This is a genomic window from Arthrobacter sp. H20, assembly GCF_000520515.1.
Classification (GTDB): domain Bacteria; phylum Actinomycetota; class Actinomycetes; order Actinomycetales; family Micrococcaceae; genus Arthrobacter_D.
In genome coordinates, this window is sequence record NZ_KI914759.1 from 33,610 (window position 1) to 46,706 (window position 13,097).

Consider the following 13,097-nt stretch of genomic DNA (forward strand, 5'->3'; position numbering starts at 1 on the left):
GGCCGCAAGGGACTCCAGGCAACGCGCCAGCAGCTCGCCGTCGTTCCGGCACGGGATGACCACTGAGAGGGTTGAAGGCATGCCTTTGATATTAGGCTGTTTAAATGATCGATGATCTCCTTCGACCTCCTGCAACCCTGGCGGCGGTGACCGCCGACGCCGTCCGCGGCGCCGCACTGCTCAGTGTCCTTGCCGCCCTGCTCTGGTGGGGACCGGTGGACACGGCAGTGCTCCTGCTTGTGCTTGGCGGTGTCCTCCTGTCACGCATGGTCCGGGTCGATCCGAGGGTTGATGCCGCGTACGGCGTGGCCCTCCTGGTTGCCGCCTGGAGCAGCATCGGCGGAGTCTATGAGCTGATCTCCTGGTGGGATCTGGCTATCCATACCCTTACCACTGCCGCCATCGCCCCGATCGCCTACCTGCTGCTGGTGCGGCTACGGTACCTGCAGCCAGCCGGGCACGGCACGCGGGAGGCAGCGGGCGTGACGATCGTTACCCTAGCGCTCGGCATCACCCTCAGCGTCGTCTGGGAGTTCGCCGAGTGGGCCGGGTACACCTATATCACCAGCGTCATCAACGTTGGTTAAGCTGACACGTTGGGAGATCTGGCAGCTGGTGGACTGGGTTCCCTGCTATCCGGGGCGCTGCTGGCCTCCTCACTGACAGGGCGTCAGCACCAGATTTCAGTTAATACTTCCTAGCTGAGTCTCGGTGGAGGAGGTAGCCTTGTGGCACCTGCTTCAACGACGAAAGTGAGCGACCCACCAGATGAGCACTCAAGAAATGTCACCGGCCGACGTCGTCATCGTCGGCGGTGCCCGGACGCCCCAGGGCCGCCTGAACGGACAGTTGTCCTCCTTCACCGCTGTTGAGCTGGGGGCCATGGCACTTGCCGGTGCGCTGGAAAAGGCTGGAGTCGACGCCGGCTCGGTTGACGCAGTCATCATGGGTCATGTCATCCAGGCTGGTTGCGGCCAGAATCCCGCACGGCAGACCGCGCTCAAAGCCGGGATCGGCTGGGACGTCCCAGCTGTCACCCTCAACAAGGTCTGCCTCTCGGGCCTCACGGCTGTCATCGACGCGGCGCGCTTGATCCGCAGCGGCGAAGCGACGGTGGTGGTCGCTGGGGGGCAGGAATCAATGACGCGCGGCCCCCACCTGCTGCCCGGGTCACGCCAGGGCTGGACCTACGGCAACATTCAGGCGATCGATTCGGTGGCCAATGATGGCCTTACCGACGCTTTCGACGACGAGTCGATGGGAGCTTCCACCGAGCGGGGGAACACTGGCCTCGGCATCGAGCGCAACGACCAGGATGCAGTGGCCGCAGCTTCACACCAGCGCGCGGCAGCAGCTATGGAATCCGGCGTGTTCGACGTCGAGATTGTGCCCGTGTCAGTTCCCCAGCGGAAGGGTGAGCCGATTGTCCTTACCCAGGACGAGGGGATCCGCCCCACGACTACTGTCGAGTCACTTGCAGGACTCCGGCCGGCCTTTGACAAAGCCGGTTCCATCACGGCGGGGAATTCGTCTCCGCTCTCCGACGGCGCCGCGGCCCTGATCCTCACCACGAGGGCCCATGCCGCCGAAAACTCCCTGACCATTCTCGCGGTGGTGGGCCAGCCTGGTCAGGTAGCGGGCCCCGACAACTCGCTGCATTCCCAGCCCTCGCGAGCCATTGAGCAGGCGCTGGGCAGGGCGGGCTGGAAAACCACCGACCTGGACTTCATCGAGATCAACGAGGCGTTTGGTTCGGTGGCCTGCCAGTCGCTTAAGGACCTTGACTATCCTCTGGAGAAGTGCAACATCCACGGTGGAGCAATTGCCCTGGGACACCCCATTGGCGCCTCCGGAGCCCGGCTCGCTCTGCACGCGGCTCACGAGCTGACCCGCCGGGGGACGGGAAAGGCAGCCGTTTCCCTCTGCGGCGGTGGCGGGCAGGGCGAAGCACTGCTCTTGTACCGCGACTAGGGCAAGTGATTCGGCTCTGACCGGCCGCTGATGGCACAAAGTAGCCCCGGACTCGCTGAGTCCGGGGCTACTTTGTAGTTGGCTGAAAGAGCCTACTTCAGGGTTACCGTCGCGCCAGCGGCCTCGAGGGACTCCTTGGCCTTCTCGGCAGCATCCTTGGTTGCGCCTTCCAGCACAGCCTTGGGGGCGCTGTCGACAACGTCCTTGGCTTCCTTCAGACCCAGGGAAGTCAGCGCGCGTACTTCCTTGATCACTGCGATCTTCTTGTCGCCTGCTGCTTCGAGGATGACGTCGAAGGAATCCTTCTCCTCTTCAGCATCCTCGCCTGCGCCGCCACCGGCTGGGCCTGCAACTGCAACTGCAGCTGCGGTGACGTCGAAGGTCTCTTCGAACAGCTTGACGAACTCGGAGAGTTCGATGATTGTCAGTTCCTTGAAAGCTTCAATGAGCTCTTCGTTGGTGAGCTTCGCCATGGCGAGAGCCTTCCTTCCTATAGTGGTGCCTGGCATCGAAGTCGATGCCGAGCACCGGAGTGTGGTGGATGAAGAAAATTACTTCTCTTCAGGCGCTGCGGCAGCTTCGGGAGCGGCCTCTGACTCGGCTGCTGCGGGTGCAGCTGCTTCCTCTGCAGCAGGAGCGTCAGCGGCTGGCGTCTCTGCTGCTGCAGGCGCTCCACTTTCCTCCTCGTTCTTGATGCGCAGGGCATCAATGGTGCGGGCGAGTGCTGCCATGGGTGCTTGCAGCACTCCGGCAACGCGGGCCAGCTGAAGTTCGCGCGACTCAAGAGCAGCGAGAGCTTTGACACCGGCAGCGTCGAGGGCTCGACCCTCGAAGAAACCAGTTTTGATGATGAGCTGTGGGTTGGACTTCGCGAAATCCGTGAGGCTCTTTGCCGCCGCAATGGCGTCACCCTTGATGAAGGCGATTGCAGTGGGTCCGGCGAGCTGGCTTTCGAACGCGTCGATGCCGGCTTCCTTGGCTGCAATGCCCGTCAGGGTGTTTTTGACGACAGCGTATTTGGTGTCCTGGCCGAGTAAACGGCGCAGTTCCTTGAGCTGTGCAACAGTGAGCCCGCGGTATTCGGTTAGGACTGCAGCATTTGAGTCTTTGAAATCGGTGACGATCTCCTCAACTGCGCTTACCTTGATTGCGGTTGCCATAACCCTCCTTCCGGGGAATTGATGCCGGCTTTTACTGCCCCAACAAAAAACGCCCCGCGCAGATGCACGGGGCTTCATCCAAGACTACGGTTCTACCGCTTATCCTGGGGAGCTTCGTTCACCTGCGCTGGTCGCCCTTCACGGGAACCTTCAGACGCATGCCCCGGCCCGCAAGCCACAGGAAAACCCGTGGAGAAAAGGTGGGATACGCATCGACCGACGGTCTTTGGTTCTTCAAGCGTACGTCACACGCCGGACGGTAGCCAAATCCAGCGTGCCTCGGGGAGATTCCGCAGAAAATTGGCTCACCCGCAGTGCCGTAGTTGGCCACCACTTTTTTGGGGCTAAGCCACCCTCCTGGCGACCGCGTGCAGGGCGGCCACTTTTCGCGTCAGTTTTCCTTCTTCTGCCAGACAGCTGTGTAGCCAGCGGGGACAAATCCCATCTCGACGTTGACCGCGAGCATGTGCTCATTCTCCTCGGCATTCCAGGTATAGACCCGCTGCGCTTCGGGCCAGACAGCTGGGACAGCCAACAGATTCGCCGCCTTCAACCACATACCGAGGCGATGCCCGCGGTGAGCGCTCAAGACCAGGGTGTCATCCTGGAAGGCCACCTCAGGCTTCTCCGGCTGGTACTCAAGGATGGTGTGGCCAGCAAGCAACCCAGTGGACCGATGCAGGACGGCCCGGACAAGTGAGGACCCGCCGGATCGAAGCAGACGCTCCTCCCCTTCCCTGATCCGCGCCCCGTCCCAGACCTCCTCCTCCCAGTCCAGATCACCCATGGGCACGTCGGTGCTCATGGTCTGGCGCAGGAGGGCGTACTGCTCCACAAGGTCATCGGGACAGCGATCCCGCCAGTGCACCAGCTCGTAGTCTTCACCGGCTGTTTCCTGCGCAGCCCTGGCCAGGGCATCGGTCCGGGGAAGCGAGGTCGCAAGATTCAAGACACTGCACCGGTCAACCTGCGCCAGCTGGAACCCGTTCCCGAGGGCAAGCGCTGTGGTCGCGCAGTTCCGCGGGAACGCTCCCGCCCCGGTCGCCGGAACCAGAACGTTGGAAGGGGCTGGGTCAAACCCAGCGGGCTCGTCCGTCCAGGACATGACGGTCGACCTGCCGATTCCGGTGGCATGGTCTTCCAGGGTGCGGTAAAGCCGGGAGCCCAGGCCTTGCCCCCGGTAGTCAGGGTGGACACAGACAAAGACGTAACAGGTCCCCAGGTTGTCGGTGAGCGGGATGTCGACAACAGCCTTCCCGACGACGTTCCCGCCGTCGCGCGCCACTAACATGACCCGCTCCTCATAATCATTGGGCTGGGACGACTCATAGCGGGCCTGTGCGCTATAGGCGTGGTCGTCGTTTCCCCACAGGACCCGATCCACGAGATCACTCAGGTCTGAGGCCGCCACAAAATCAGCGCCCTCGGGCAGCTGAAGCGACGCCGGTCGGGGCAGGAGGTCAATCGTGATGGATGAGGTTGTCATAGAGGAAGTCTAGCTCAGTGATTGATACTTGCCAATCACTCTTATTTTGAGGTAGCTATTAAACGGCTAGGGGCCGCAGCGTGAGCTGCGACCCCTAGCCGAAGTGGATGCCCAACGGCGCCCGAAACCTTATGCGTCGGCCAGAACCTTGGTGACGCTCGGGTCAACTGCGATGCCGGGGCCGAAGGTGGTGGAAACCGTTGCCTTCTGGATGTAACGGCCCTTTGAAGCTGAAGGCTTCAAGCGCAGCACCTCCTCCAGAGCTACCGCGTAGTTCTCCGCGAGCTTCTGCACATCGAACGACACCTTGCCGATGATGAAGTGCAGGTTGGAGTGCTTGTCCACGCGGAAGTCGATCTTTCCGCCCTTGATGTCGGTGACAGCCTTGGTGACATCGGCGGTCACGGTGCCGGTCTTCGGGTTGGGCATCAGGTTACGGGGACCCAACACCTTACCGAGACGGCCAACCTTACCCATGAGGTCAGGAGTGGCGACGGCGGCATCGAAGTCGACCCAGCCGGCGGCAACCTTTTCAATCATGTCATCGGAACCAACGAAGTCGGCGCCAGCGGCAATTGCCGCTTCAGCCTTCTCACCCGTTGCGAAGACCAGGACGCGCTTGGTCTTGCCGGTGCCGTGAGGAAGGTTGACCGTGCCGCGGACCATCTGGTCTGCCTTACGAGGGTCAACGCCCAACCGGAACGCTACCTCGACGGTTGCGTCGAAGGTGGATGGGTTGGTTTCCTTGGCCAGGACTACTGCCTCGAGCGGGGCGTACTGCTTGTCTGCCTCGATCTTGGCTTCGGCCGCCTTATATGCTTTGCTGCGCTTTGCCATCTGCTTTTTCTCCTTATGCAGTTGTGGTCTGCGGACCGCGCGGGCCCTGCCACACTCCGACAGTCGAATCCACCTGGTCGGCGGTTCTACCGTCTACGTTTTCTTGTGAGGTGCGCGGTGGATTGCTCCGCCGTGCGGTGGGTGGAAAGCTTCAGCTTTCGACAGTGATACCCATGGAGCGGGCGGTGCCAGCGATGATCTTGGCAGCAGCCTCGATGTTGTTGGCGTTGAGGTCTTCCATTTTCATGGTGGCGATCTCGTTGACCTGATCCTTGCTCAGCTTGGCAACCTTGACGGTGTGCGGCGTAGCTGAACCCTTGGCAACTCCGGCAGCCTTCTTGATGAGCTCAGCAGCAGGAGGGGTCTTGGTGATGAATGTGAATGAGCGATCCTCATACACAGTGATTTCAACTGGGATAACGTTTCCGCGCTGGGATTCTGTTGCAGCGTTGTACGCCTTGCAGAATTCCATGATGTTGACGCCGTGCTGGCCAAGTGCCGGACCAATGGGCGGTGCCGGGTTAGCGGCGCCTGCATTGATCTGCAACTTGATCAGGCCGGTGATCTTTTTCTTGGGGGCCATGAAGGGTCCTTCTTTCACATTACGTCCACAGGACAGGAGCGTCCCATGGGTTGTTGGTCACCATGGCGTGATGACCTGCCGCATCACCTGAGCTAAGCCGGCCCGGGTGGTACGAAGCTTGATTACTGCAGTTTGGTGACCTGGCTGAACGAGAGCGTCACAGGAGTTTCGCGCTCGAAGATCGACACCAGGACCACGAGCTGCTGGGACTCGGGCTTGATCTCGGAAATGGTCGCCTGCAGGGTCTCGAATGGGCCCTCGTTGACGGTGACCGGCTCGCCTACCTCGAAGTTGACCGTCGCGGGGGTGACCTGCGACTTCGATGGCTTACCCGATTCGGGATCGGTGTGGACCACAGTGTGCTCCAGCATGGAGAACACTTCGCCGAGGCTCAGCGGGACAGGGTTATGGGCGTTGCCCACGAAACCGGTGACTCCCGGAGTGTGCCGAACGGCGCCCCAGGATGCGTCGGTGAGGTCCATGCGCACCAGCACGTAGCCAGGGATACGTACCCGGTTGACGATCTTCCGGGCGGTGTTCTTGATCTCCACCACTTCTTCCATCGGAACCTGGATCTCGAAGATGTGCTCTTCCATGTCAAGGGTCTGGATGCGGGTTTCGAGATTCGCCTTCACCCGGTTCTCGTACCCGGCGTAGGAGTGGATGACGTACCAGTCACCCTCCTGCCGACGGAGCTGAGCCTTGAAGGCAGCTACTGGGTCTTCAGCAGGAGCGGCATCTTCAGCGGCTTCGCCGGCTTCAAGGGCGTCGTCGTCAGAGGGGGCGCCGTCGTCGTCAGCATCCTCGTCGTCGGAATCTTCGTCATCGGGTGTGACAGCTTCACCCTCATGGGGTTCCGCAACAGTCTCGGTCTCGCTATCGGCCGGGGCAGCACTGTCAGCCGGGGTCGCTTCAACACCGGAATCAGCTACCTGATCCTCGTTCTGGAGATCATTCTCAACAGAAGTGATCTGCCGTTCGAGTTCTTGCTCGGACACCTAGCCGCCTGCTTTCTAAGATTCTTCAGCTTGTTTATGCATTACCGAACGGGTCCCGCTATGCGCCGCCGAAGACCCACACCGCAGCTGTCCCGAACAGGAAGTCCAGGGCGGTCACTATCAGCATCATGATGATCACGAAGACCATCACCGTGATCGTGTACCGGACGAGTTCCTTGCGGGTCGGTACAACTACCTTTTGCAGTTCAGAAATAACCTGCCGCACGAAGAGGAAGATCCGGCCAAAGAAACCCCGCTTGGGAGTGTTCTTCTCTGAAGGGCCACCCTGTGAGCTGCCCGCAGCCGTTTCGGTCACCTTCAACCTCTTCCATCTGTGTCGGTATCTGATAGGTCCGCGAGGACCGTTATGTTGCGTCGAATGCGCAGGGCAGACAGGACTCGAACCTGCAACCTGCGGTTTTGGAGACCGCTGCGCTACCAATTGCGCCACTACCCTATGGAGCGATTTCGCCGATCCGGCTGCGCTAACGCAGGCATGGATCATCATGGCGAATTCGACACCGAGGAATAAGTCTACGCAATCACCGACCGGACGTCGAACCGGATCTGTCGGTGACCGGCGGATCCGCCCTCGTGCGAGGACTTTGGTCACCCGCTTCGTTGTCAGATGCCGTCTTCGGCCTAAGCTGGAATCACGTCACAGCCAACACCACAACAACTCTAAGGGAATACCATGACTGCCACCCCTGACGTCCAGCTGCAGGACAACCCGAACGAGCCACGACGGCGGATCTCACAGCGAATTGCTGCCATCGCTGAATCGGCAACGCTTGCCGTCGACGCCAAGGCGAAAGCACTCAAGGCTGCAGGGCGTCCGGTCATTGGATTCGGCGCCGGTGAACCCGACTTCCCGACTCCCGACTACATTGTGCAGGCAGCGATCGATGCGGCACGGCAACCACGATTCCACAGATATTCGCCGGCGGGTGGTCTTCCCGAACTGAGGCAGGCGATCGCAGAGAAAACCCTGAGGGACTCGGGCTACGCGATTGACCCCTCCCAGGTGCTCGTGACCAACGGCGGGAAACAGGCGGTCTATGAGTCCTTCGCCACCCTGCTCGATCCCGGCGATGAGGTGCTGGTCCCGACCCCATTCTGGACCACGTACCCCGAGGCAATCCGGCTTGCCGGAGGTGTTCCGGTAGAAGTCTTCGCTGGACCAGAGCAGGGCTACCTGGTGGCAGTCGACCAGCTGGAGGCCGCGCTGACCCCCCGCACCAAGATCCTTCTGTTTGTTTCCCCATCCAACCCCACCGGCGCGGTTTACAGTCCTGAACAGGTGAAGGAAATCGGTGACTGGGCCGCTGAGCGTGGGCTGTGGGTGGTCACCGACGAAATCTACGAGCACCTGACCTACGACGGCGTCCCGTTCACGTCCATTGCGTCAGCATCTCCGGCAATTGGCGATCGAATGGTGATCATCAACGGGGTAGCAAAGACCTACGCCATGACGGGGTGGCGGGTGGGCTGGATGATTGGCCCGAACGACGTGGTTAAGGCCGCCACTAATCTGCAGTCCCACGCAACATCCAACGTGTCGAACGTGCCGCAGATGGCTGCCCTTGCCGCGGTGGCTGGTCCGTTGACAGCAGTCAAGGAGATGAAGGTGGCGTTTGACCGGCGTCGCACAGCGATGGTTGATGGGTTGAATACCATCGACGGCGTTGACTGCCCTGTGCCTAAAGGAGCGTTCTACGCCTACGCCGACGTGAGATCCCTGCTGGGCCGGGAGCTGGGCGGCATTCGTCCCGCAACCTCAGCTGAGCTCGCCGCATTGATCCTCGACAAGGTCGAGGTTGCAGTAGTGCCGGGTGAGGCTTTCGGTCCCAGCGGCTACCTTAGGCTCTCGTATGCCCTGGGCGATGCTGACCTCGCCACCGGCGTCGGGCGTTTGCAGGAGTTCCTCGGGGCAGCGCGATAATTCCTCCTGTCCTCCTGGTCAGCCCCCGGCTAGAGGAGCCGCCGTTCGGCGGCCCACCGGGTGAGTTCATGCCGGGAGGACAGTTGGAGTTTGCGCAGCACCGCTGACACATGGCTCTCGACCGTCTTGATAGAGATAAACAGCTCCTTTGCCACCTCTTTGTAGCTGTACCCGCGGGCGATCAGGCGCATCACCTCAAGCTCGCGGGCTGAGAGACGGTCGAGTTCGCTATCCACCGATGCGACTGCCGCAGTACCAAAGGCGTCAAGGACAAAACCTGCAAGGCGGGGCGAGAACACCGCGTCGCCCGAGGCGATCCGCAGGACGGCGGCAGAAATTTCGGCACCGGAAATAGTCTTGGTGACATAGCCTCGGGCACCGGCACGGATCACCGTTACCACGTCCTCGGCCGCGTCCGACACGCTCAGCGCCAGGAACTGCGTCTCAGCGAGCAGCCCTGCGCAGCCCGCGATCACCTCGGCACCGCCGCCGCCGGAACCACCGGGCAGGTGCACGTCCAGCAGCACCACCTGCGGGAGGTGTTCATGAATGACAGCGATCGCCTCTTCGACCCCGGCAGCCTCTGCCAGCACAGCGATCCTGCCGTCGAGGTCTGCGCGCAAACCGGAACGGAAGATGGCGTGGTCGTCGACCACCACAACTGTGACCGACTCCTGGTGATTGTTCATTGAGCACCATCTGCTTCCTCTTCGGGCATGTCCAGCTTAACCTCGGTACCCTCTGAGTTGCTGCGGATGGACACCTCACCGCCGTGTCGATCCATCCTGCTGTACAGGGACTCGCGAATCCCCATCCGGTCCTCCGGGATCGCTGCCGGGTCGAACCCGCTGCCCCGGTCCCTGACAAAGATCGTTGATCCGGTTGGCCCGGCCTCCAGGTAGACGGAGATGCTGCCGCCGGCGTGTTTAGCGGCATTGAGGACCGCCTCACGGGCCGCCTGCGCGAGTACTTCCTGCCGGGCTGACAGTTCAGTGTCCCCCACGACCACCACGTTGATGGGAGCGCCGTAGCTGTCCTCGATCTCAGCGGCGATGGCCCTGATTCGCTCGGCAAGGTTTCCGGACTCATGGGTGGCATCGGCGTACAGCCAGTTCCGCAGTTCACGTTCCTGTGCTCGAGCCAACCGGACCACGTCCTGTTCGGAACCCGCCCGATTCTGGATCAGGGCGAGGGTCTGCAGCACCGAATCGTGCAGGTGCGCGGCAATCTCGGCACGTTCGGTTTCCCTCGCGCGCCCTGATCGCTCGGTCTCGAGATCACGCCAGAACTTCAGTCCCCATGGGGCGAGCACCAGGAAGACTCCTGCAAGAACTGCTCCGGTCGCTACCAGGGTTGACCACGTGAGTTCCCAGGAGATGGACCCGGAAACCATGATCAGGACTCCGACTGTGACCAAAAGCAGACCGGCGACGAGTCGAGCCAGGCCCCCCGTCTGCGAGGCCCCCGCGCGGTTCATCAGGCCCGCACGTCGGGTCTCATCCAGTTGGGTCCATGCCAGCACAGCCCCGGCCACCACCACGCCGACCGGCACCAGACTGTCAATGGGCAGGTTGGCGCCCAACTGCTGGGCGATCGCCACAGCTGCGACCAGCAGGAGACCCGCGCCCAGGAGAACTTCGCGTTTGCCAATCGACTGGCCACTGCGGTGGGGGGCACTGGCCGGCACGGCCGGCTCAGGCGGCCCAGCAGTCGGTTTGGCGGCAGGGCCGCCTGGTGGCCCGGCGGACGAGCTGTGGGCAGGACTGTCGGTCGGCCTGGCCGCAGCGCCGGCGGATTGTGGAAAGCTCAGGCGTGGGCCCACGGGAAGTGTGCCCTTACGAAGCTGCTCTTCCTGCGTTGGCACCAGCACCCATAGCCAGCCATAGAGAAAAATGCCGGCGCCGCCTGCGAGCGCTAAGCACACCATGGCGATACGAGCGACCTTGACGGTAATGCCGAGGTGAGCGGCCAATCCTGCGCAGACACCAGCGATCATCGCGTCGTTGGAGCGAAGCAGGGCTGGTCTCATGCCCTAATCCAAACACGATCACCGGTCCGCTGCTGCAGGATTCAGGGAAAGTCCAGCACTCCTCAGGGACAGCTCAGGGTAGGCCCCGATAGCAACTACTCTGCCCGGCCGACAGGATTGGGGTATGAACTCGCACCAGGACCCGAATGACCCCTCGGATACGCCTCCGATTGACCCCCCGCACACCCATCCGCATGAACCAGTTGAGTCGCCCACCGCTGATGGGCAGGACCCAACTCCCCCGCCGCGCCCTGCTCCGAGCGCGCCGACCGCAACCTCGCCCAACTTTTTCAACTGGATCCGTGGCCTCGGGGTGGCGCGGGGCCAAGACCGCTGGATCGGTGGCGTTGCCAGCGGCATCGCGGCCCGGACCGGCTTCGATCCCGTGCTGGTCCGCGGTGGGTTTGTCCTCCTGGCCATCTTCGGTGGCATCGGCATCCTGCTATACGGTCTGGCCTGGGCACTGTTGCCTGAGCCTGACGGACGCATTCACCTCGAATCCGCCACCCGGGGCAGCTGGACCTCGGGCATGACCGGCGCCTTGATCCTGACCCTCGTGGGGATCGGGCGCCCCAACTCCCCCTTCTTCGTCGATGACGGCAGCGGCGCCTTCTTCTGGACCATCTTCTGGGTCGGTGCCGTCGTCTTCGGGATCTACGCGGTGGTCAGCAGGTCGAACAAGAAGCCGGCCACGTCACCCCTGGCCGGAGAGATGTACAGCGCCGCCTCCGACACACAGGGAACGCTCCGCGCACCGGGCGCCCTCTCCCCGCCCCCTCTGTACAGTCAGCTGCCGCCCATCCCCGAGCCAGCGCTGGACCGTCCGAAGCCCGGCAAACCGCCCATCCCCAAGCCCACCGGCGCCGAGCTAGCCCTTTTTGCGGGCGGTGCGCTGATCGCTGTCGGAGCGGTTCTGGTACTCGACTACACCGGCATCTTCAACCTGGGTAACTCAGTGATTCCGGTTGCCATCGGTGCTGGGCTGATCCTCCTCGGCCTGGGCATTGTCACGCTCGGCATGCGGGGAATCACCTCAGGCTTCCTGGGCTTCCTCGTCGCCGTCGGCATAGTTGTGGCGGTAGTGGCCGGGTCCACCGTTACCACCGGAACGCTGGCGGTCGGCAGCGACGCCGGGTGGACTGCCACCAGCGCGGACGCAGCCAGCGAGGGATACACGGTGGCTGCAGGCCAGGCAACCCTTGATCTCCGCAACCTCACCGATCTGGACGAAGACCTGGTGGTCCCGGTGAACTCGGTGGCGGGAAACCTGGGCATCCTGATTCCCGACGACGTTCCAGTCCAGGTGCGCTCCTCGACCGCCCTCGGATCGCTCAACACTGTGGACAACGGCCAGGAAGAATCAGCCGGTGGTCTCTGGCAGCCCGCCGAGATCAATCTCAATGAGAATGCCACCGGGCCCTCCATCATCCTGGAAATTCGCAGTGCCATGAGCAACACCACTGTGGCTACCACCCAAACCGAACTTGAAAATGTAGGAGGCATCTCACGATGAGCACACCCGAGCACACCACCACTAACGCCCACGGCGCAAGGTCAGTCCGCGTTGGAACAGTGGTCTGGGGGCTGATAGCGATAGCCGTCGGAGCCCTGGTTCTGCTGTCACAGCTCGCCGACATCAACTTCGACACGGGTCTCGTGTTGATGGGACTCCTGGTCGGCACCGGAGTGGCACTGGTGGTTGGCGGCCTGGTCTCCATGACCAGCCGTAAGTAGCGTCACCGTACGGCCGCAATCCCGCGACACTAAACCACCAATCGACTACCGAAACGGGTTAGCCTGAATCATGGACAAATTCTTCGACATCCTCCGCAAATCACCGATCAAGCGCGCTCCGGGTGGCTGGCTCGGCGGGATTGCCTCAGGCATTGCCGCCTACTTCAACTGGCCGGTAGCCTACGTACGAATCGGGATCCTCCTGAGTTTGCTGCTCCCCTTCATCAGCATCCCGATGTACTTCGTGCTGTGGCTCCTCCTCCCCAAGACTGACGGCACCGTCGCGTTGCAGAAGATCATCAGCAGCCGGTAGCAGGCGAGGTGGAGAGGTGGGGTGTCCTGCTCCAGCAGGACACC

General features: G+C 62.2%; 15 protein-coding genes and 1 tRNA gene. 6 read left to right on the plus strand and 10 right to left on the minus strand.

Going from position 1 to position 13,097, the window contains the following annotated elements; translation table 11 throughout:
* Window positions 1-104: 104 nt before the first annotated feature.
* Together Y703_RS20455 and Y703_RS0116210 are read left to right on the plus strand one after the other, a co-directional pair.
* Window positions 105-587, plus strand: coding sequence for a DUF2238 domain-containing protein (locus Y703_RS20455; protein ID WP_051427684.1), 483 nt, complete (start codon window positions 105-107; stop codon window positions 585-587).
* 181 nt (window positions 588-768) lie between these two features.
* A complete protein-coding gene (locus tag Y703_RS0116210) occupies window positions 769-1,971 on the plus strand; it encodes an acetyl-CoA C-acetyltransferase (protein ID WP_026553547.1) in 1,203 nt (400 codons plus the stop codon).
* 92 nt (window positions 1,972-2,063) lie between these two features.
* Here Y703_RS0116210 and rplL read toward each other — a convergent pair whose 3' ends face one another.
* From rplL to Y703_RS0116250, 8 genes are all read right to left on the minus strand, one after another.
* Complete coding sequence (gene rplL, locus Y703_RS0116215; protein WP_026553548.1) at window positions 2,064-2,444, minus strand: 50S ribosomal protein L7/L12; 381 nt, start codon at window positions 2,442-2,444, stop codon at window positions 2,064-2,066.
* 78 nt (window positions 2,445-2,522) lie between these two features.
* Complete coding sequence (gene rplJ, locus Y703_RS0116220) at window positions 2,523-3,131, minus strand: 50S ribosomal protein L10 (RefSeq protein WP_026553549.1); 609 nt, start codon at window positions 3,129-3,131, stop codon at window positions 2,523-2,525.
* 391 nt (window positions 3,132-3,522) lie between these two features.
* Entirely contained in the window at window positions 3,523-4,617 is a 1,095-nt protein-coding gene (locus Y703_RS0116225; protein ID WP_026553550.1) for a GNAT family N-acetyltransferase, read from the minus strand.
* 129 nt (window positions 4,618-4,746) lie between these two features.
* Complete coding sequence (rplA, locus tag Y703_RS0116230) at window positions 4,747-5,454, minus strand: 50S ribosomal protein L1 (RefSeq protein ID WP_026553551.1); 708 nt, start codon at window positions 5,452-5,454, stop codon at window positions 4,747-4,749.
* A gap of 151 nt (window positions 5,455-5,605) precedes the next feature.
* Window positions 5,606-6,037, minus strand: a complete 432-nt coding sequence (rplK, locus tag Y703_RS0116235) for a 50S ribosomal protein L11 (protein WP_026553552.1) — start codon at window positions 6,035-6,037, stop codon at window positions 5,606-5,608.
* Window positions 6,038-6,159: 122 nt separating this feature from the next.
* Window positions 6,160-7,035, minus strand: coding sequence for a transcription termination/antitermination protein NusG (gene nusG, locus Y703_RS0116240; protein ID WP_026553553.1), 876 nt, complete (start codon window positions 7,033-7,035; stop codon window positions 6,160-6,162).
* Window positions 7,036-7,093: 58 nt separating this feature from the next.
* The gene (secE, locus tag Y703_RS0116245; protein WP_026553554.1) at window positions 7,094-7,351 is read right to left on the minus strand and encodes a preprotein translocase subunit SecE; all 258 of its coding nucleotides are present in this window, start codon (window positions 7,349-7,351) and stop codon (window positions 7,094-7,096) included.
* 68 nt (window positions 7,352-7,419) lie between these two features.
* Window positions 7,420-7,492 (minus strand) — tRNA-Trp (locus Y703_RS0116250).
* A 237-nt stretch (window positions 7,493-7,729) separates the two neighbouring features.
* Between Y703_RS0116250 and Y703_RS0116255 the strand changes: the two genes are divergently transcribed.
* On the plus strand, window positions 7,730-8,977 hold the full coding sequence (locus Y703_RS0116255; RefSeq protein ID WP_051427685.1) for a pyridoxal phosphate-dependent aminotransferase: 1,248 nt from the start codon (window positions 7,730-7,732) through the stop codon (window positions 8,975-8,977).
* Window positions 8,978-9,006: 29 nt separating this feature from the next.
* On the opposite strand, the gene Y703_RS0116260 is transcribed toward Y703_RS0116255, so the two are convergent.
* Together Y703_RS0116260 and Y703_RS0116265 are read right to left on the minus strand one after the other, a co-directional pair.
* Window positions 9,007-9,666 (minus strand): LuxR C-terminal-related transcriptional regulator, encoded by a 660-nt coding sequence (locus tag Y703_RS0116260; RefSeq protein WP_026553556.1) that lies wholly within the window; start codon window positions 9,664-9,666, stop codon window positions 9,007-9,009.
* Window positions 9,663-11,006 (minus strand): ATP-binding protein, encoded by a 1,344-nt coding sequence (locus Y703_RS0116265; RefSeq protein ID WP_026553557.1) that lies wholly within the window; start codon window positions 11,004-11,006, stop codon window positions 9,663-9,665. The genes Y703_RS0116260 and Y703_RS0116265 overlap by 4 nt, the downstream gene beginning before the upstream one ends.
* A gap of 124 nt (window positions 11,007-11,130) precedes the next feature.
* On the opposite strand from Y703_RS0116265, the gene Y703_RS0116270 reads away from it, so the two are divergent.
* From Y703_RS0116270 to Y703_RS0116280, 3 genes are all read left to right on the plus strand, one after another.
* Complete coding sequence (locus Y703_RS0116270) at window positions 11,131-12,519, plus strand: PspC domain-containing protein (RefSeq protein ID WP_026553558.1); 1,389 nt, start codon at window positions 11,131-11,133, stop codon at window positions 12,517-12,519.
* Window positions 12,516-12,740, plus strand: coding sequence for a hypothetical protein (locus Y703_RS0116275; RefSeq protein WP_026553559.1), 225 nt, complete (start codon window positions 12,516-12,518; stop codon window positions 12,738-12,740). Before Y703_RS0116270 ends, Y703_RS0116275 begins: the two co-directional genes overlap by 4 nt.
* A 70-nt stretch (window positions 12,741-12,810) precedes the next feature.
* A complete protein-coding gene (locus Y703_RS0116280) occupies window positions 12,811-13,053 on the plus strand; it encodes a PspC domain-containing protein (RefSeq protein ID WP_026553560.1) in 243 nt (80 codons plus the stop codon).
* Window positions 13,054-13,097 lie beyond the last annotated feature (44 nt).